Raw genomic sequence first — 19926 nt, 5'->3', positions numbered from 1 at the left:
TCCATGAAGATCACCCAGGAAGTGCGTGACTATGCCGCCGCTCAGGAGCAGGCCACGATTAAACTGACCGGCCTAAACGGCGAGCAGGAAAGCGTGCAACTGGGTATGCAGCAAATGTCTGAAGCCTTTAAGCAAAGTGGCAGTGAGCTTTACCACCCGGCAAAATCCAAAGCGAGTGTCTGATATGGCAAAGCCAATAATTTGGTGCATCGGAGGCTCTGACTCCGGTGGCGGCGCTGGGGTGCAGGCCGATTTACTCACAGTGCAGGCCTTAGGAGGCCACGGCTGCACTGTGGTAAGTGCCATTACCGCACAAAACTCGGTGGCGGTAACGCAGGTACAAGCCGTGCCATTGGAGGTGCTGAGCAATCAGCTAAATGCACTGGCATCAGACTTATGGCCCGGCGCGGTGAAAATCGGCATGCTCGGCGATGCCAGTCAAGTAGCTGCCCTGGCCGAGTTTCTGCACTGGATGAAGCAACAGCCTAAGGCTCCGCTGATTATCTGGGATCCGGTGGCCAGAGCCAGTTGTGGTTCGCAGCTGGCGGCCCTGCAACTGACCGACTGCGCACCACTGCTCAGGCTACTGGATCTGATCACCCCCAATGCCAATGAACTGGCCCTGCTGACCGGTATCGAACCAACAGACGCTACCAGCTTGGCGGTGGCGGCCAGTCTGCTACTGGAACAAGGTGTTGGTGCGGTGCTGGTCAAAGGCGGACATCTGCACTGGACGGGCGAGGAGTGCCAGGACTGGTATCTTAGCCCAACCAAACAATGGCGTTTTACCTGCTCGCGTATCGATACGCCCCACGGCCATGGCACCGGCTGCACTTTTGCCAGCGCCATCGCTACCGCGCTTTGTCTGGATTACCCCATGGACGATGCCATATGCATTGCCAAAGCCTACATCAACCAGGGCCTGAAAGGCGCCGTGCCACTAGGCCAGGGGCCAGGGCCGGTCGCCCATTTAGGTTGGCCGGCGCGGGCTGAGGATTTCCCGGCTTTTAGCCTGCTAGCTGATCCCCCCTGGCAGCACAGCGGCTTTGCCTCGGTGGATAGCCAAGGCCTTGGCCTGTACCCGGTGGTTGATAGTCTTGCATGGGTAGAAAAACTGCTTGGCTGGGGTGTACGCACCCTGCAGCTTCGTATTAAACAGGAGCTTACACCTGAGCTTGAAGAACAAATCGCCAAAGCAGTGGCCCTTGGCAGGCAAGCCAATGCCCGATTGTTTATCAATGATCACTGGCAATTGGCCATTAAGTTTGGTGCCTATGGTGTGCATTTGGGTCAGGAAGACTTACAGCAGGCAGACCTTGCAGCCATTTACCAGGCGGGTTTGCGCCTGGGTATTTCCACCCATGGCTATGCAGAGATTCAGCGCGCACGAGCGCTGAAACCTTCCTATATCGCCCTTGGTCACATTTTCCCCACCCGCACCAAAGACATGCTGTCCAAACCACAAGGCGTGGCGCGGCTAGCCCATTATGTGCGTTTGCTTAAAGACATGCCCACCGTCGCCATCGGTGGCATTAGCCTGGAACGGGTTGAGGCTGTAGCCGCCACGGGAGTGGGCAGCATTGCGATGGTGACGGCCATAACCGAGGCCAGCAACCCCGAGCAGGTGGTCAGAGATTTATTGCTAAGGTGGCAAAATGCTTAACGATCAGGATTTTATGCGCTACAGCCGGCATTTGATGTTGGAAGACATTGAAGAGGCCGGTCAGCAAAGGCTTAAGCAAGCCAAAGTGCTGATCATTGGCCTGGGCGGGCTTGGCAGCGTTGCCGCCCATTACCTGGCCGGTGCCGGGGTGGGAAAACTGGTGCTGGCAGATGGCGATAAAGTGGATGTCACCAACCTGCACCGCCAACCCCTATTCGACAGTTTTAGTATTGGTTACAACAAGGCAGAGCAAGCCAAGCGCCGTCTGGCGTGCGTCAATCCACATATCGATATTGAAGCTTTTGAACGAAACCTGGATGCAAGCAACCTGTTAGAGCAGATAAGCCACTGCCAATTGGTTTTGGATTGCACCGACAATATGGCCAGCCGCCAGGCTATCAACGCGGCCTGTTATCAGGCTGGCGTGCCGCTGTTGGTAGGTGCAGCCATTCGTTTTGAAGGCCAGTTTCTGGCCCTTAATCCTGCGCAGTCACACGGCTGCTATCGCTGCCTTTACCATCCCGAGCAAAGCCCGTCGATGAACTGTACTAATAGCGGCGTTGTTGGCCCGGTGGTGGGCATTGTCGGCCTGATGCAGGCCCTGGAAGCGATTAAATACCTAACCGGCGCCGGCAGCGTGCCCTTTGGCCAGTTAAAACTCTTTGATGCCAAAGTGCACCAATGGCAAAGCCTGGGGCTGAACAAAGACCCCCATTGTCCTGTATGTGGAGACCAGCCATGCAACTGATTATCAACGATACGCCGCAGCAATTTGCCCAAGGGCTGACGGTCAGCCAGTTATTAGAGGCCCTAAAACAGCCAGCGCTTGGCGTGGCGGTGGCGGTCAATGCCCAGGTGGTCAGCAAAAGTCAGTGGTCACAAACCCGGCTACAGGAAGCTGATCGCATAACCTTATTTAAAGTGGTGGCCGGAGGTTGATATGCTCACTATTGCCAATACGCAATTTTCTTCCCGTCTGATTACCGGCACCGGCAAATTTGCCAGCGGGCAAAGCATGCAGGCAGCACTGTCTGCCAGTGGCACCGAACTGGTCACCCTGGCCCTGAAACGGCTGGATCTGGTGCAAAACAAAGACGATATTCTGGCCCCACTGCAAGAGCTGGGGGTACGCTTATTACCTAATACCTCAGGGGCCAAAACCGCCGAAGAGGCTGTCTTTGCCGCCCGCCTCGCCCGCGAAGCCTTAGGTACTAGCTGGCTTAAGCTGGAAATCCACCCGGATCAGCGCTACTTACTACCTGATCCTATCGAAACCCTTAAAGCAGCAGAACAGTTGGTCAAAGAGGGTTTTATCGTGCTGCCCTATTGCGGCGCTGATCCTGTGTTATGCATGCGTTTGCAGGAAGTTGGCTGCGCTGCGGTTATGCCCCTGGGGGCACCGATTGGCTCCAACCGCGGTCTGCTAAGCAAAGACTTTCTCGAAATTATCGTCGAACAAAGCCAGGTGCCGGTGATTGTCGATGCTGGCATCGGCGCGCCCAGTCATGCTGCCCAGGCCATGGAAATGGGCGTGGATGCCGTATTGGTTAATACCGCCATTGCCGTTTCCCCTAACCCTGTAGCCATGGGGCGGGCTTTCAAGCAAGCAGTGACAGCCGGGCGCACCGCCTTTGAGGCGGGCCTTGGCTGTGTGCAAAAAAATGCCGTGGCATCCAGCCCCCTGACCGGTTTTCTGGAGCACTTATGAGCTTTGCCGCCTTGCTTGAAAACTGGGACTTTGACGACGTTACCCTGCAAATTAATGCCTGCACTGAAGCGGATGTGCGCCGCGCTCTGAGCAAACCCAAGCGGGACCTGCAGGACTTTATGGCCTTGATTTCACCGGCTGGCGACGCCTTTTTGGAAGAGATGGCGCAGCAGTCTTACCGTCTGACCCGTCAGCGCTTTGGCAACACCCTGCAATTTTACATTCCCTTGTACCTGTCGAATCTGTGTGCCAATGACTGCACCTACTGTGGGTTTTCCATGAGCAATAAGCTCAAACGCAAAACCCTCAGCCTGGACGAAATAGACGCCGAGTGTCAGGCCATCAAAGCCATGGGCTTTGACTCCGTGTTAGTGGTCACCGGCGAGCATGAAACTAAGGTGGGCATGGACTATTTTCGCCAGGCCCTGCCAATCATCAAGCGCCACTTCAGCTATCTAAGCCTGGAGGTGCAGCCGCTGGCCGAAGACGAATACCGTGAACTGTGCCAACTGGGCCTGGATGCCGTGCTGGTTTATCAGGAAACCTATCGGCGGCGCACTTATGCCAAGCACCATCTGAAAGGTAAAAAAATGGACTTTGACTGGCGCCTGGATACCCCTGAGCGCCTTGGCCGGGCGGGGGTAGATAAAATGGGACTGGGGGTACTGATTGGCCTGGATGACTGGCGCACCGACAGTTTTTTCGCTGCCCTGCATTTAAAATATCTGCAAAAGACCTACTGGCGTAGCCGCTATTCGCTGTCCTTTCCCCGCCTGCGGCCCTGCTCCGGTGGTTTGCTGGATAAAACCCAGATGAGTGACCGCCAGTTGGTGCAGTTGATTTGCGCCTACCGTTTACTGGACAGTGAAGTGGAAATTAGCCTTTCCACCCGCGAGTCGGCGCAATTCAGAGACAAGCTACTGCCGCTCGGTGTCACCAGCTTAAGCGCAGGGTCAAGCACTCAACCCGGCGGCTATGCCAATGCAGACAAGGCCTTGGAGCAGTTCGAGATTGACGATGCCAGAGCCCCGCAAGTGGTTGCGGAAGCGGTAAAAAATGCGGGTATGCAGCCGGTTTGGAAAGACTGGGAAAAGAGTTACTCGCAGGCCTGATAAGGTTATGCCTGACCGATGATTTGTGCTAAACCTTCTGATAATTTCGCAAGAACAGCACAAGCCATTCAAGGAAAAGCCATGACCAAAGAACAAATGATCATTGCCTTACAAGATGTGGAACAGAAATTTAAGCGCAATCACGAGGTTATTGAAGAGGTATGGGACGCAGGGTCGCCCTTTATGTCCATAGCCCGCCAACAGGCAGCCAGGGTGATGGAAGAGGAAATTGCCACTATTCTGCGCGCCGAATAACTCACCAGGAGCCCAGCATGAAGGAACATCATAAAATCAATTATCTGGAGTTACCGGCCAAAGATCTCGAGGCCACCCGCGCCTTTTTCCAAAGCGTGTTTGGCTGGCAGTTTGTTGACTACGGGCCGGACTATAGCTGCTTTACCAACGGCGGCATGGACGGCGGTTTTTACCGCGCTGATGCCTCTGCGTCCGTGGCCAGCGGTAGCCTATTGATGGTGTTGTACAGCCAGGATCTTGTCGCCACCCAAGATGCCGTAACGCAGGCTGGCGGCAAGATTATCAAGCCCATCTTCGCCTTCCCCGGCGGTCGGCGTTTCCATTTTACCGATCCCAGCGAGAATGAATATGCCGTCTGGTCTGAGTAAGGTAGCAATGCCGCTGCTTCTGGCCTTAGGGGTCATGGCTAACGGTGCACAGGCCGACTGCTTAAAGGACGCCGAGGGCGATGTGATCTGTGGTAAAGGCAGCTGCGCGCGGGATTCATCCGGTCAGGTATTTTGCTCAGCCTTTAAAGATGGGGAAGCCATTCGAGACCGCATGGGCGAAGTACTGTGCGGCAAGGGCCAATGTCGCATTGATCAGAATATGCAAACCTGGTGTTCAACCGCGCTTGGCGGCGGTGCCGAGCGCAATGATAAAGGCCTGGTGATGTGCCTGGATGGCTGTGAACCGGCCAGCAAAACCATGTGCGAGCAAACTACCGCGACCCGCTGACGGAAAACCAACCAATAACGAAACGATTACGTTCACTATATGCAAGTGCTACCGCGCGAACATATAGTGAACTACGTATCTTAGCCCATGGCAAAGTCAGGAAGCCCCCCAGACCCTGCACACACTCAGGCGGTCTGGCAGGCAATATCAATGCTGGTCATGGAGAAAAGCCTGGCCGGCCTGACCATGGAAGGCATAGCCAAGCACGCCGGTATTTCCAAGGTTACCTTGTATCGCCGTTATGGCGATCTGGCCAGCTTGGTGCAGGCCTATGTGACATTTCATACCGAACAAGCGTTAAGCACAGAACCAGCCTTAGGTAGCGACAGTCAATCTGGTACCCAAAGGAATTTGCAGACTCAATTATCGTCCTTGGGCTATCACATCCTTAGCCTGATCTCCCGCCCCGATGTATTGCTGTTCGATACTGCAATTAGCGCCGCCCAGCGACAATACCCAGAGCTTGGTAGGCAGCTATTCGCTTGTGGCCCGGCCAGGGTGTTGGCCAATCTGACCGCCATGCTAGCGCCATTTCTGCACGCACATGGAAATAAACTGACAGCAGAAGAGGCCGCTCAAATGCTGTTCGCGCTATGGAAAAGTGGTTTCTATGACGAGCTGCAAATGACCGGCCGGATGCCTTTGTCAGCCGAGCAGTTAAAGCAACATGCCGAGCGAAAAACTCAGCTATTTTTTCAGTTCATTAAGGAATGCTAATGCGCCGTCGCCCTATACCACAAGCCCTACATGAGGTATTTGGTGAACAGCAGTCTGCCACTGAGATCCTGGTGATTTTGCTCTTTGCCCTGCTGGGTACGGCCTGTATCTACTATCAGTTTCAGTTGCTGCCGTACAACCTAGCAAGCTGGAAGCTGATGGTGGGTCTGTTAATCGTGGCCGACATTCTGGCCGGGTTTATCGCCAACTTCAGTCAGGGCACCAATGACTATTATGCCAAGCGCTCCTCCAGCCGCCTGGTGTTTATTGCCATTCACCTGCATCTGCCGCTGGTTGCCTGGCCAATGGGTGCCGACCTGGCAAGTGCCGCACTTATCTGGGCCATAACTATCGTCAGTGCGCTGATTGTTAATGCCCTGCACGGCTCTTCCTTTCAGTTGTTTACCGCCGCAGCCCTGATGGGCGCTGGTTTGTTGGTATTGATGCAACTGGCACTGCCGGTTTGATTTGCGCTGGTCTCGGTGTTTTTTATGCTCAAGGTTATGTTCAGCTTTGCGGTTAATCACTACCGTGCCTAGCCAGTAAAACAGAATATTTGTCACCTTGCAGGGGCGCTGGTAAGGTAAGTTTTCAGTAAAATACGCAATAGATTGCCACCGTCAGGACGCCCCCCATGAAACACCTCATTTTATGCATTTTACTGGGCTTGAGCGCCTGCCAGTCCACCACTGAGCCTGCGCCAGAGCAGAATAACAACCTACCCTATCTGGACTTAACGGCCGTTCAAAGTGACAAGCCAGAACGCCAATACTGGCAAGAAAGTAAGCGCACCTATCCAGGTTACCCTATTGCTGCTGCCGCCGACCGGCGGTCAGGTTGTGTACAGTTTGAATTCGGCATTAATGCACAGGGCCACCCAGAAGGGTACCGGATAATAAAGTCCTATCCTCAAGGGATATTTGATCAGAAAGCCGCAGATGCTTTAGCCCAGTGGCGCTGGAAGTCAGCGACCAATGAGTCTCAAAGTCAGCCTGTTTTCACTCGTGTTCAAATGGATTTCATGGTTAAAGGGGCTAGAAACATTGCTGAAGCCGAGGAAAATTGCGGCTATCAGCATAATTAAAAATTATCTTGTAACCTAAATACGCATTCCCGGCTGCGCTGTATTGGCAATAATCCATATTCAGCCGTCAATAGATGGATTAAAATGCCGCCTTTATTGGTTAGCCCAGTTTGCAATCAGGACATAGCAATGCCAAAAGCAAGTGAAATCAAAAAGAATTCCACCATCGTTTATAACAACAAAACCTGTATCGTTCGTGATATCGAGCGTTCTGTGCCACAAGGCCGTGCAGGTGGCAGTATTTACCGTATGCGTATGTACGATGTGGTAAGCGGTGCCAAATTTGACGAAACCTTTAAAGATTCCGACATGCTGCAACTGGCTGATTTGGTGCGTCGTCAGGCCACGTTTTCTTACATCGACGGTGACGAATATGTGTTCATGGATAAGGAAGACTACACCCCGTACAGCCTGAACAAAGATGCCATTGCCGAAGAAATCCTGTTTATCAATGAAGAAACAGACGGCATCCAGGTATTGATCGTAAGCGACGTGCCAGTTGCATTGGACCTGCCTATCAGTGTGGAATTGGAAGTGGTAGAAACCGATCCGTCTATCAAGGGGGCCTCTGCCACGTCTCGCACCAAACCAGCAAAATGCTCCACCGGCCTGGTGGTACAAGTACCCGAATATGTCGCCACCGGCGATTGGATCCGTGTGAATATTGAAGAGCGCAAGTTCCAAGGACGTGCGGATCGATAAGCTCTGTTGCCTAATGCTAACAAGCCCGGCGTTGCCGGGCTTTTTGCTTTAAGCGCTGCGGTAATTCATACATTCACCACCTAGAACACCAGACAGGAATACTGTCGGATTTTTATACAAAAACCTTACTTCTCTTCCAAAGAGACAACTTAAGCATTTGTTAATATTGAAATATATTTACTGGCGCAGTACTTGCTGGAGAGATTTTTGAAAAACAATAAGGATCCATGGTTATGACAACTGTACGCAAATTAATGTTGGTTATGGTTATTACACTGGTTAGTGTGAGCAGTGCTCGGGCAGCCATTATCAGTGGCACCTGGAACTTCGAAGTCGGAATCTACTCTGGAAGCTTCTCTTTTACCAACCTTGACACCAGTCTCAGCCACATTAACTCTACTGCCGCTGGATTTTCGGTGACAAAGAGCTTCATCACTAGCGGAACCGACATGTTTACTGTAGATGGTGATTTTTTATACCTGGGTGCAGACCAAATTGGCGAAGGAGTCCAGGTGCAATTTTTTACCGGCTCAGGCATTTTTGGCGACTGGTCTCTCTGGTCTATATCCCTGTCTTCCTTGCAATCAGGCAGCGCTACTGGCTATTTTCAGTATGCTGGCACAGCGAACAACCCTGTAAATTTTGCGTCGGATGCCAGAATAACCTCAGCCGCTGCAGCCGTACCTGAACCCGCCTCACTCGCTTTAATTTGCCTTGGTTTGCTCGGCGTAGCTGTTAATCGTAAAAGAAAGCGCCTAGCGTAAAATTTGCTTGATACATATAACGACTCCTCGGGAGTCGTTTTTGTTTATTAAGCGCTCGCTTTAGGGATGAAAACAAACAAGGGGCTTGAATTCACAGTTATATGCCTTTTTGTATTAAGAACAGCAGGCTAAACCAACAATGCCGAAAATTCACCCGCTTTTAACCTTCAACTCCTGTATAGTAGCGTTTGATTTATCGGAGTTCTGATGCGCCACGAACCTAACCACACAATGACCAGCCGCATGGCCTCGCTGTTTTCAGCGATGCTTATGGCTATTCTTGTGCTGGGTGTATCGGTCGGTTCTACGCCGACTGCCCGTGCGCAGTTAGTTCAGCATGACTCTTCTCAGATTCAGCCCTTTACCCAATGGGCCACGGTCACGCTGCGCTCCAGCAAATCATCGGCAATACAAAAAGAGCGTCACGACAGTGGCAACGACCTTGAGCATGGGCTAACAGCTTGCCGCCTTAACAGCTTTGGCCATCAAGGCACTGACGCGCAGGCAATCGTCAGTGATTTCACTGCTCATACCTGCTACGGCATTCCTCAGGCCAGAGCGCCGCCAGTTCAGTAATTCTTCGCAGCCTTATTAACCAGCCGCCTGTTTGCAGCGCGGCTGCTTGTGCATTTTGTGTTTTCAGGATTACTTATGAACGTATTTTCCATGCGTGCCTTTGGGTACGTGCTTATTATGTTGCTCGGCCTGCTAAGCGCCGCGCCTAACCTGCTGCCAACCTCGGTAGCAAACAAACTACCCGATTGGTACAGCCACAATACCCTGGCCTTAGGATTGGACTTACAAGGCGGCTCACACCTGCTTTTAGAAGCCGATACTCAGGCCTTATTTAAACAACAGTTGGATGACGCCAGTGACCAGCTACTGAGCGCACTGCGCGAGCAGCATATTCGCTACAGCCGTGGTGACAACAACCAGCCACAGCAGCGCAGCTTTGTGCTTAAGGATGTCAGCCAATGGCCTCAAGTAGCCAAACTGGCGGCCAGCCTCAGTCTGCTCAACAATGGGCGCAGCGGTATCAGCCTTGAATTACAAGGCAATAAAGTGGTGATGCAGCTCAGCGAGGCTTTCCAACAGGCGCTTTTGAAAGACGCCATTGACCGCAGCCTGGATGTGGTGCGTAAACGGTTAAACGAAACCGGCTTAACCGAACCCAGCATTACCCGCCAGGGTAAAGACGCCATCTTAGTGCAGATGCCGGGAGTGAGCGATCCGCAACAAATCAAGGCCTTGCTTGGCACCACAGCGCAGATGAGTTTTCACTGGCAACAGCCGTCACCTAGCGGTGCATTAATGGTAAAAGACCGCCAGGGCACGCCTTATTTTCTCGAAACTCGCGTCGCGCTGGAAGGCACTCATATTGTTGATGCCCAGGCTGCCTTCAGTCAGGAAAGTGGCCAGCCGGTAGTCAACTTCAAACTCGACAGCCAAGGTGCCAAGCTGTTTGGCGATATGACCAAAAGCAATATTGGCCGGGTGCTGGCCATAGTACTTGACGACGAAGTCGTTACCGCACCTGTTATCCGTAGCGCTATTCCTGGCGGGCGCGGTGAAATCAGTGGCAGCTTTACTATGGCAGAGGCCCATGATGTGGCCTTGATGCTACGAACCGGCGCGCTGCCCGTGCCGCTGACTGTGGTAGAAGAACGCACTGTGGGGCCGGATTTAGGCAGCGACGCCATCCACATGGGCGTAACCACAGGCATATTAGGTGCGGCGCTGGTACTGGTGTATATGCTGGTCGCCTACGGGGGTTGGGGCCTGATCGCCTGCGTGGGGCTGAGTGTCAATATTGGTTTGGTGTTCGGTTTACTGAGCTTATTTGGCGCGACCTTAACCTTACCGGGCATTGCCGGCCTGATACTGACCATAGGGATGGCAGTGGATGCCAATATTCTGATTAATGAGCGCATCAAGGAAGAGACCCGCAAAGGCAGACCCGCCGGTATTGCCTTAAAAGCGGGGTTTGATAAGGCTTTCGCCACTATTATCGATTCAAACTTCACCACACTCATTGCTGTTAGCCTGCTGTTTATGTTCGGTAGCGGCCCGGTCAAGGGCTTTGCGGTAACCATCGCTTTGGGTCTGTTGACCTCACTGTTTACCTCGGTATCCCTGACCCGCCTGTTGATGCAGTGGCGGGTTAAAGGCAAGGAACGCCAGCCCATGCCGATGGGTGGCTTGGATATCAGCCGCTGGATGCCGAAAAAAGAAGTGAACTTCTTGCGCGGCAAAGTACCGGCGCTGTGTGTCTCTGTGGCGCTGACGCTGCTATCTATCGGCCTGTTTTTTAAACCCGGCCTGCACTACGGAGTGGATTTTACCGGCGGCATTATGATGGAAGTGCATGCGCCAGGCATGGCCGTGGACGATCTGCGCTCGGCCATTGAACGCCAGGGCTTAGGCGAGATAGCGATTCAGGAATACGGCGCCGAGCATGAATTTTTGCTGCGCGCGGCTAACAGTGGCGGTGACAGTCCGGCACCCAAGGTGGTTGAGCAGTTAAAGGCCACTATTATTGCAGCTAATGCCGACGCCAGTTTTCCCAAGGTGGATGTGGTTGGCCCCAAGGTCAGCGGCGAGTTTGCTGATTTGTCGATTCTGGCTTTGCTGATTGCCGGCGGCGGTATGCTGGCGTACTTGTGGCTGCGCTTTGAAGCGCATTTTGCCGTGGCAGCATTAGCCACTATCGGCCTGGATCTGACCAAAACCATCGGCTTTTTTGCCCTCACCGGCATTGAATTTAACCTCACCGCCGTGGCCGCCCTGCTGGCCTTGCTGGGGTATTCCATCAACGACAAAGTGGTGGTGTTTGACAGGGTACGGGAGCTATTCAGGCTCGAACCCGAGGCGGATATTGACAGCCTGATGAACCGGGCGGTGACCTCCACCTTAACCCGTACCTTGTATACCTCGGTAACCACCTTTTTGGCACTGCTGCCCATGGGTATCGCCGGGGGTGATGCAGTAAATAGCTTTGCTCTGCCGATGCTGTTTGCGGTGGTGATAGGCACCTCCTCCACCATCTTTATCGCCACGCCGATTCTGTCGATATTAAGTAAACGCCGCGCCGCCAAAGGCAAGCCGCAGCTTAGGCCCACTGCCGAAGAGATCCAGCAGGAACTGGCGCATTTGCCTTAGAGTGAGCTTTGCTAATACAAAGCAGTCTGGGTATAGAAGGTGAGTTTATCAAACCTCTATGCCCAGACGTTTTGCGCTTTTGCCTAACTCTGGGCGTTCAATAAATAACCGCGAAGATGTATGGACTCTCTCCCCCAAGAGGGATACACGGAATAAGCAAGCTTTTACAAAGAAAGAGTCCATACATTTTCGTGTTAAAAAACAAAAATCGTAATGCCCTGAAAGTACCTAACACCAACAGTATCTGGTAGCGTTTTAACCAATCAGAATTTCAGGACCTCGCTATGCAAGATGCTTCCCGTCGCCAATTTATCGCGTCAACCGCTCTGTTAGGGGCCGCGTCAATGCTGCCAACTACTGCCACAGCACAGACAGCCTGCCCGTCGCTGCCCAAGCTAATACATCAGGTGTATTTCTGGCTGCACAACCCGGACTCGGCAGAAGATCGCGATAAGTTGATTGAAGGACTAAACAGCCTACGACAAATAGACAGCGTTCGTGGCCTGCAAATCGGCCTGCCAGCCTCCACAGAAAAACGTGATGTGGTGGATAACAGCTATCAGGTTTCGGAGACCATGCTGTTTGACGACGCTGCTGGTCAGAATGCCTATCAGGTTCATCCCCTACATCAGGCCTTTGTTGAACAGTATTCCCATTTATGGCGCAAAGTGGTGGTTTACGATTCCGTGGCTGTTTAGTTGGCTTGGGGAGCTCAAGATCAATCACGAATGGCGAAGCACTGAGAGAAATACAAAAAGTATTCCTCTTCATGTTCTCTGTGTTCTTAGTGGAAAATATCAAAATCCAAGAATAGCGGAAGCAATGAACAGCTTCCACTTGTGATGATTACCCGCCAATGAGAGGCTAAGCATCCAAACGGTTAGCCCCGACCCATACCCGCATAGTATGGCGGCGGTTTTCCAACATCTGATAGTCGCGCTGTTTGACGCTACTGACATAGTGCCACTGGGCATCCACATAGTTGCGGCTGAAGGTCAGGGTTAAAAAGCCGCGATCGGTCAGGTTGGTATAGTGCAGATGGTCTATCAGCAGTCCTATTACCTGTTCGGTCTGCGCTATGGCCTGCGGGTTGCTGGTGTCCAGGCTAAGGTACTCCTCCATACCTGGTGAAGAGACCGACGAGGTTGCAAATTCCACCCCGGCATGGCTATTGGCCGCCAGCGGATTATTGGCGGCTGTGACTAAGTTACCAGCCCAGCCGTTATGAGTGTCACCAGCCAGCACCACCAGATTCTTTTGCATAGCGCGGGCGGCACCCAACAAGGCCTCACGCTCATAGGCATAACCATCCCAGGCATCGAGATTATAAGGGACTGTGGTTTCCACTCTGGCTCGCTCAGCCGCGGTTACACTGGGGTCGCCGGCCATTACCCGGCCTTTGATTTGCGCCAGTTCAGCAAACAACACATTAGCCTCTGCCAATATCGCCGACACATCGCCACCGGCGGCCAAGGTGGCTTCCACACTACCTAAGATCAGCATAATTTCGGCCGGTAGCCACATTTTGGTCATCAGCACTTGCTGGCCCAAGACCTGCCAGGTGGCGGCAGATAACGCCATATTGTCGGTTAGCCAGTTAAGCTGCTGGCCCCCCAAAAGGCTGCGATTAGCATCGGTCAGCGCCGCCATAAACGCCCCCTGTCCGGCCTGGCTGGTTAAATCAAAATCAGCGTAGTTAAGCTGTTTGTCGCGGGCCAGCACTCGGGTATCTAGCATATACAGGCTGACCAAGTCGCCAAACTCGAATTTACGATAAATTGGCTGGCTGCTGTCTTGGCCGCGAATCGGCATCCATTCAAAATAGGCTTTTAACGCCGCCAGTTTGCGATCATCAAAGTGCCCTTCCCCCTCATTGTGATTCTGCGCACCATCCCGCCAGGTATCGTTGCTTACCTCATGGTCATCCCACACCGTAATAAAGGGTGCGGCTTGGTGCAGTGCCTGCAGGTCTTTGTCGGTGCGATACAGCGCATAGCGTTTACGATAATCGCTTAGGGTTAATAGTTCGCTATTGTTGTCGGCCGGAAAACCGCGGCCCAGCGCCTGGGCATCGTCACTGGCATAGCCGCCAGCGCCGTATTCATAAATGTAATCACCAAGGTGCAGTACTGCATCCAGATCGTCACGCTTAGCCACCTCGGCATAGGCATGGAAGTAACCGGCCGGGTAATTAGAGCAGGACATCACCGCCAGCTTTACCTGATCCAGCTCACCCTCAGGCAAAGTGCGGGTAGTGCCCACCGGCGATAAACGCTCGTTGGAGGCGAAGCGATAGTAATAGCGAGTACCAGCTTCCAGGTTCTGTAAGTCAACCTTCAAGGTAAAATCGGTGTCGCTACCCACCTGCACCATACCGTCGTGCACCATTTCCTTAAAGGTATTGTCTAGCGCGACTTCCCAGCGCACTTGCACCGAGTTGGCGGCAGCCAGCTTGGGGGTGACACGGGTCCAAATTACCACCGCATCGTGTAAGGGATCGCCACTGGCTACACCATAGTCAAAAGAAACATCCACCTTGGTGCTGCTACTGTCTGAACTGCTGCCACAGCCTGTCAGCCCGTAAGACAACACTGCTGCGCCAAATCCGGCTGCCGAGGCTTTCAGGAAACTTCTGCGGGTTAACTTCATTATGCGAATCCCAATCAAACATCTGCGCGCAGGGTAACCAAGCTTTATGACAGTCTTTTGAAAACTCGCGTGGTGAACAGCATGTTTCTGGCAAGTGTGGATTTTAGTTACATATTTTTTTCATTATGGACAGTTAAGCCATGGGTTTTCCTCCTGCTCGCCCCTATTATATGGCTATGCACGACACACCTCCCCCTGCCCGTCCACTCACCGGACACATTAGGTTCTCGCCACCCGCGAGACGGTTTATCTTTGCCTTTGGCCAACAGCCCATCAATTACCCAATATCAGCTCAGCATCAAGCTCCCCCTGATTACCCCTCCGATGGCAAAGATAAACAGATCACTAACTTTGGAGTGCATTTATGGAAACCATCCTTATTGTCGGAGGAGGTGCCGGTGGCTTAGAACTGGCAACCCAGCTTGGGCATAAACTGGGTAAGAAAAAGCAGGCGCAGATTATTCTGGTGGATAAAAACACCAGCCATATCTGGAAGCCGTTACTGCATGAAGTGGCCAGCGGCTCGTTGGACACCAGCACCGACGGCGTGGCTTATAGTGCCCATGGGGCAAAGCATTATTACCAGTTTCAGCACGGAGAAATGGTTGGGCTAAATGCCCAGCGCAAAAGTGTACGTCTGGCCGCCATGTTCGATGAAGAAGGCCGTTTGGTAGTGCCTGAGCGCGATCTGGCTTATGACACTCTGATTATGGCCATTGGCAGTGTGTCCAACGACTTTGGCACACCGGGTGTGGCCGACCATTGCTATTTTCTCGACTCTCCCAAGCAAGCGGATAAGTTTCACCGCTCATTGATTAATGCTTTTGTGCGGGTGAATCAGGCCGATGCCAGGGAATATCTGAATATCGCCATAGTGGGTGGTGGTGCCACCGGCGTGGAACTGTCTGCCGAGCTGTATCATGTGGCGGCACTGGCCCAGCGCTATGGTCTGCCACAGATTAACGCCCATCGTTTGCGTATCAGTTTAATTGAAGCCGGGCCGAGTATATTGCCCGCCCTGCCTAAACGCATTTCCAATGCGGTACGTACCGAGCTGGTCAAGCTTGGGGTAGAAGTGTTGGAAAACACCAAGGTTGCTTCTGCGGTAGAAAACGGCTTTTTTACCGCCGAAGATAAAACCATTCGCGCCGATTTAATGGTATGGGCGGCCGGGGTTAAAGCACCCGACTTTATCAAGCAGTTAGGTATTTTCGAATTAAACAGAATGCAGCAGATTCTGGTCACCCCTGAGCTGCAAGCCAAAGGGGTAGACGATGTATTTGTGCTGGGGGATTGCTGCGGTTGCCAGCAAGAAGACGGCAGTTGGGTACCACCACGGGCACAATCGGCGCACCAGATGGCCTCACTTATCGCCGCCAATATCCTGCGCCGCCGTGCCGGTAAAGCCATGAAGGCCTACCACTACAAAGACCATGGCTCGCTGGTGAACTTAAGTCGTTACAGCACAGTGGGCAACCTGATGGGTAACCTGACCGGCAACAGCCTGTTTATTGAAGGCCGCATCGCCCGCTTTGTGTATATCAGTTTGTATCGTATGCACCAGGTAGCTATTCACGGCTGGCTTAAGGGCATGCTGATGATTTTGGTGGAGAAAATTAACCGCGCAGTACGGCCTAAGCTTAAATTGCATTAGCGCTGATACCGCAGCAAGGTTTGGTGTTGCGAGTTGCGAGTTGCGAGTTGCGAGTTGCGAGTTGCGAGTTGCGAGTTGCGAGAAAATAGAAGAATTCAGCGCCAATAATTCAACACGAAGCACACAGGTAACACGAAGAAAGACATCTTTTTTGTGTGCTTCGCGTTTTTCACGGGTAATGGCGCAAGTCATTTGCGTGTCGATAACGAAGTGTTTTTCCCATAAATCAGCACTCTCGATATTCAATGTACGGCACAACCTGCGAGCTATAATCGATAGACGTTCCTTGCCACATCGAATTTGGCAGTACGTTCGCCGCTTTCGCCATTTAACACTTTATTGAAGAAGGTACGTACTTTCGCATTCTCAAGCGCGTCGCCTTCAAAATAGGCATGAGAGTCGCCAATATGGGCCATATGGGTAACATCCACATAAATGGCATTTTGGGCATCCAGTCGGCGTAAATAATGCCCCAAACGCGCATGTTGCTGCTCGCCCATTTTCAGCCGCGACGCGCGTAACGCCATGTCATTCTCATTAATGGTAATGTAGAGGCGATTACGGAACTGAATTTTATCAACCCACTGGGCATGCCCCTGATTATTAGCATCGGCGGCGACCATCACCACATTATCAAATAGCAGGCGATTGGCGGTATAGGTTGAGCTTCCAAGCAAGTGCTTGAATAGGTAGTTACCCATGCTATGCAGCATTAAGTTAACAGTGAAAGGGCATTTCTTATTGACTTCTTTGGCAAAATAACGGTCCCAGGCTTCACTGTTGCCGCCAAATTTTGCCTCAGCTTTTGCCTCCAGCTCCGCTACATATTGCTGATTAAATTCAGCTAAAAAATCAGACATTTTTTCAAATACCCGATCCAGAGCGCCAAGTGATACCAAGGCATCGCGCTTATCACTCTTATAGCTCAGTACCCCTTGCAGCCCTCCGCCATTGGCTGGCCAGCTAAAACACAACACTTCCACTCCGTAGTTCTTTTCCAGTTGCTCGGCCCGTTCAAGGATATCGTTCATATCGTTGTTAAAACCATGCACATAGAGCAACAAATTTTTGCCCTTACTGGCATCACCGCCACCACTGCAAAGACTCAATAATTTGCGAGCCACGTAGGCACTGGCGAAATGTTTTTGTTCGGCGTCTAAATTCACTTTGCTCGCCAGTTCCGGCGTGAGCGTATCGGGTAAGATATCGATATGCCATTTTTTACCTTTGCGGCTAGCCTCTGCCAAACGCAGTGAATTGGCACCGGCCATCGGCTTATCGCCAAAGGCACCTGCTGCATCATGCTTTGCTTCGTTTACTTCGCGGTTAGTTACGATAAACATAGTGCTCTCCGTTTTTAGCTCCCTGCCACGAAATATGGCTTAACTAAAAGTAGTCACTATTTGCATTGCCGCAACAGCGGGGAATGTTTCATAGCCACAAGCGGGTTTAGCCGCGCCTTCCCCTTCGCCGCTTGCCATTTAGGATAAAAAAGCCGGGCAATGCCCGGCTATTAATCTACTCATTTATCCCGTGACAAATGAAATCTCGTCCCATTTCTATTCGGTTCCTTACTGCGCAGTTTTATCTGATTGTTCCAATCTACTTACAACAGGGTTTTGAATGCTGGATGCACTATCACTATTTAAGTCTTGCACGTATATAGCGCCAGACTGCTGGCCATTAGCATCATGATGAGGGGTGGCAATTACGGCAACGCCCTTTGATAGCGCAACATTCCAGCCGAATTGGTCGCCAGGCTTAGCATTCTCAGCAACAACTTTGCTGTTATAACGCCAACCATGTGGGCCTGTTTTATATACGTACAATGCGCCCGTATCGGTGCCATTAGCGTCATGATTCATGGCACTGATAATGGCGGTATCGCCACTTAACGCCACACCGCGGCCAAATCTGTCATCTGCCGCGCCGTCTGGGGAGATCAATTTAACCTCTTGCGTCCAGGCATCCCCCTCTCGCACAAAAAGATAGGCGGAGCCGGCATCTACCCCCAACTCATCAATGTCATCCCGCCTGGCCGAAATTAATGCGGTATCGCCTGAAATCGCGACCCTGACGCCAAAAATATCGGTTTTACCACCATCAGAAGCCACAAGCTTAGCTTGTTGTTGCCACTGATTATTTTGCACCACATAAACGTACACGGCCCCGGCGTTTTCGGCTTTTTCATCATGTAAGTCCGCGCCCACCAGAATGGTATTGCCGTCTATGGCCACACTGATGCCAAACAAATCCCCTGCTGCGCCATCACTGGCGGTGATTTTGGTTTTATAGCGCCATTTGCCGCCTTCCCGCTGGTAAATATAAGCCGCCCCGGAGTCGATGCCCAAGGCATCACTATTCGGCGCACCAATAACAAGGTAGTTATCAGTAAGTGCAACACTCTGGCCAAACGCATCCCCAGGCATTGCATCAGGTGCGGTAAAAATCTGCTTCTGTGTCCAGGTATTGGCTGCGCGTTCAAAAGAAATTACCGCGCCCGCGTCTTTGCCTTTGTCATCCCTTCCCATCACACCGAGCATGGCCACATCGTTTTTCACTGCCACTTTGCCGCCAATGGTATCGTCAGCGAAGATAGGTTCTGCAACAAGCTTGGCTTGTTGGTACCAGCCCCGGTCACCTAGAACATAAACATAAGCAACCCCGGCATCTTTGACGCCATTGATATCTGCTTTATGGGCGCCAACAATTAGCGTAGCGCCATCGATATCGGCGCTGTAGCCAAAGTAATCCTCGGCCTTACCATCACTCGCCAAGATAATGTGTTGCGTTGCCAGACTATCGCCTGCCACTAGAGTGAACACTGCACAAAAATGAAGTTTGAGGCTATTGATTAATTTCACCCAATCCACCTGATTTTTATAGGATTTTCGGAGTGTAAAGGTATCCTAAAGAACAGTTCAACTGACTATTAAGAATGGAAATATCTTGTTACTTCATAGATAAAGTAGTGGCGTGTAGAGGTGCCATCTGCAGGACTTTAAACTTCCAAGATCTCACCACAAGGCACACAGAGAACACGAAGAAAAAAGATAGATACCTATATCTCGCTTAAAAGTAACATTGTTGCTACTACTGGCAACTACGATCTCAATGATCTTCGGCGCCAGTTTTAATGTGCGTATTCTTTGCGTTGTTGATATTCTCTATAAGCAAATTTTTAAATTCATAAAATGCTTCATCAGATTCAAAACTACGTCTTGGAAATAGGTGATAGAGATATCCTGACACTTGTAAAAGTAAATTTTTTCCAGCAATAGATACTTTTCCCAGCGCGCCCCATCTGTTTAATGTCTCATTTGCAATGGTTCTCTCAAACAATCCATCCTCTGTAATCTCATATTCATGTTCTCCCAATACTCCATTAGACTCCTTTGAGAGGAACAAGATGGAGACGACACACCATCCAAAATAGAAAACGGTTGCGAAAAATCCACCAATTAGAGAGCCAACTATCAAAATCTTCCACCTTTCAAACGAAGTTGGAACTCCTTTACTCCAAAGCACATAAGAAAATATAAACAGTGCGACGATTCCAAAATATTTGTATGTAATAGGAGCAAAAGGTAGGAATCTAAGATTGAATTTAATCAAATCCATCCTGGAAATATTCGTTGTAATTTTCATATTTTCCTTAACATTTAGAGTTTAGATAACGAAAAGTAATACAGCGGGCGACACTACGTCACTGTATCAGAGACCGGAGACGGCGTGTTCTGCT

General features: G+C 51.5%; 22 protein-coding genes. 18 read left to right on the top strand and 4 right to left on the bottom strand.

Translation table 11 applies throughout. The features are described 5' to 3' along the window. The 17 genes from J0A65_RS02415 to J0A65_RS02335 form a co-directional block, all read left to right on the top strand. The coding region (locus tag J0A65_RS02415; protein ID WP_206592510.1) for a hypothetical protein at positions 1-183 on the top strand (183 nt) is incomplete at its 5' end. Position 184: 1 nt separating this feature from the next. Next, complete coding sequence (gene thiE / locus J0A65_RS02410; RefSeq protein WP_206592509.1) at positions 185-1663, top strand: thiamine phosphate synthase; 1479 nt, start codon at positions 185-187, stop codon at positions 1661-1663. Beyond that, a complete protein-coding gene (locus tag J0A65_RS02405; protein WP_206592508.1) occupies positions 1656-2411 on the top strand; it encodes a HesA/MoeB/ThiF family protein in 756 nt (251 codons plus the stop codon). Before thiE ends, J0A65_RS02405 begins: the two co-directional genes overlap by 8 nt. After that, positions 2402-2602 (top strand): sulfur carrier protein ThiS, encoded by a 201-nt coding sequence (gene thiS / locus J0A65_RS02400; protein WP_206592507.1) that lies wholly within the window; start codon positions 2402-2404, stop codon positions 2600-2602. Before J0A65_RS02405 ends, thiS begins: the two co-directional genes overlap by 10 nt. A 1-nt stretch (position 2603) precedes the next feature. After that, entirely contained in the window at positions 2604-3371 is a 768-nt protein-coding gene (locus J0A65_RS02395) for a thiazole synthase (protein ID WP_206592506.1), read from the top strand. Then, positions 3368-4483, top strand: coding sequence for a 2-iminoacetate synthase ThiH (gene thiH, locus J0A65_RS02390; RefSeq protein ID WP_206592505.1), 1116 nt, complete (start codon positions 3368-3370; stop codon positions 4481-4483). The genes J0A65_RS02395 and thiH overlap by 4 nt, the downstream gene beginning before the upstream one ends. 81 nt (positions 4484-4564) lie before the next feature. Continuing rightward, positions 4565-4738 (top strand): hypothetical protein, encoded by a 174-nt coding sequence (locus J0A65_RS02385; protein WP_206592504.1) that lies wholly within the window; start codon positions 4565-4567, stop codon positions 4736-4738. Between the two features lie 17 nt (positions 4739-4755). After that, positions 4756-5106, top strand: a complete 351-nt coding sequence (locus tag J0A65_RS02380; protein WP_206592503.1) for a VOC family protein — start codon at positions 4756-4758, stop codon at positions 5104-5106. Then, complete coding sequence (locus J0A65_RS02375; protein ID WP_206592502.1) at positions 5087-5455, top strand: hypothetical protein; 369 nt, start codon at positions 5087-5089, stop codon at positions 5453-5455. Before J0A65_RS02380 ends, J0A65_RS02375 begins: the two co-directional genes overlap by 20 nt. Before the next feature lie 150 nt (positions 5456-5605). After that, a complete protein-coding gene (locus J0A65_RS02370) occupies positions 5606-6172 on the top strand; it encodes a TetR/AcrR family transcriptional regulator (protein WP_206592537.1) in 567 nt (188 codons plus the stop codon). After that, a complete protein-coding gene (locus J0A65_RS02365; protein ID WP_206592501.1) occupies positions 6172-6639 on the top strand; it encodes a hypothetical protein in 468 nt (155 codons plus the stop codon). The genes J0A65_RS02370 and J0A65_RS02365 overlap by 1 nt, the downstream gene beginning before the upstream one ends. A gap of 167 nt (positions 6640-6806) precedes the next feature. Then, positions 6807-7256 (top strand): energy transducer TonB, encoded by a 450-nt coding sequence (locus J0A65_RS02360; protein ID WP_206592500.1) that lies wholly within the window; start codon positions 6807-6809, stop codon positions 7254-7256. A gap of 129 nt (positions 7257-7385) precedes the next feature. Next, complete coding sequence (efpL, locus tag J0A65_RS02355) at positions 7386-7958, top strand: elongation factor P-like protein EfpL (RefSeq protein WP_206592499.1); 573 nt, start codon at positions 7386-7388, stop codon at positions 7956-7958. Between the two features lie 233 nt (positions 7959-8191). Beyond that, positions 8192-8722: a PEP-CTERM sorting domain-containing protein gene (locus tag J0A65_RS02350; RefSeq protein ID WP_206592498.1), complete on the top strand. Its 531-nt coding sequence runs from the start codon at positions 8192-8194 to the stop codon at positions 8720-8722. Positions 8723-8929: 207 nt separating this feature from the next. Continuing rightward, positions 8930-9298 (top strand): hypothetical protein, encoded by a 369-nt coding sequence (locus tag J0A65_RS02345; RefSeq protein ID WP_206592497.1) that lies wholly within the window; start codon positions 8930-8932, stop codon positions 9296-9298. Positions 9299-9373: 75 nt separating this feature from the next. Beyond that, positions 9374-11881 carry a protein translocase subunit SecD gene (gene secD, locus J0A65_RS02340; protein ID WP_206592496.1) on the top strand — a complete coding sequence of 836 codons (2508 nt, stop codon included), beginning with the start codon at positions 9374-9376 and terminating at the stop codon, positions 11879-11881. A 284-nt stretch (positions 11882-12165) separates the two neighbouring features. Then, a complete protein-coding gene (locus J0A65_RS02335; RefSeq protein WP_206592495.1) occupies positions 12166-12579 on the top strand; it encodes a Dabb family protein in 414 nt (137 codons plus the stop codon). A gap of 166 nt (positions 12580-12745) precedes the next feature. On the opposite strand, the gene J0A65_RS02330 is transcribed toward J0A65_RS02335, so the two are convergent. Next, the gene (locus J0A65_RS02330) at positions 12746-14530 is read right to left on the bottom strand and encodes an alkaline phosphatase D family protein (RefSeq protein WP_206592494.1); all 1785 of its coding nucleotides are present in this window, start codon (positions 14528-14530) and stop codon (positions 12746-12748) included. Positions 14531-14894: 364 nt separating this feature from the next. On the opposite strand from J0A65_RS02330, the gene J0A65_RS02325 reads away from it, so the two are divergent. Next, positions 14895-16184, top strand: coding sequence for an NAD(P)/FAD-dependent oxidoreductase (locus tag J0A65_RS02325; protein WP_206592493.1), 1290 nt, complete (start codon positions 14895-14897; stop codon positions 16182-16184). Between the two features lie 266 nt (positions 16185-16450). On the opposite strand, the gene J0A65_RS02320 is transcribed toward J0A65_RS02325, so the two are convergent. The 3 genes from J0A65_RS02320 to J0A65_RS02310 all read right to left on the bottom strand — a co-directional run bounded on the left by J0A65_RS02320 (position 16451) and on the right by J0A65_RS02310 (position 19832). Further along, positions 16451-17527, bottom strand: a complete 1077-nt coding sequence (locus tag J0A65_RS02320) for an alpha/beta hydrolase (protein WP_206592492.1) — start codon at positions 17525-17527, stop codon at positions 16451-16453. 228 nt (positions 17528-17755) lie between these two features. Further along, the gene (locus J0A65_RS02315) at positions 17756-19048 is read right to left on the bottom strand and encodes an FG-GAP repeat protein (RefSeq protein WP_206592491.1); all 1293 of its coding nucleotides are present in this window, start codon (positions 19046-19048) and stop codon (positions 17756-17758) included. 247 nt (positions 19049-19295) lie between these two features. Beyond that, positions 19296-19832 (bottom strand): YcxB family protein, encoded by a 537-nt coding sequence (locus J0A65_RS02310; RefSeq protein WP_206592490.1) that lies wholly within the window; start codon positions 19830-19832, stop codon positions 19296-19298. Positions 19833-19926 lie beyond the last annotated feature (94 nt).

It is taken from the genome of Bowmanella yangjiangensis (genome assembly GCF_017255015.1).
Lineage (GTDB): Bacteria > Pseudomonadota > Gammaproteobacteria > Enterobacterales > Alteromonadaceae > Bowmanella > Bowmanella yangjiangensis.
This window is presented reverse-complemented; position numbering and strand designations above follow the sequence as displayed.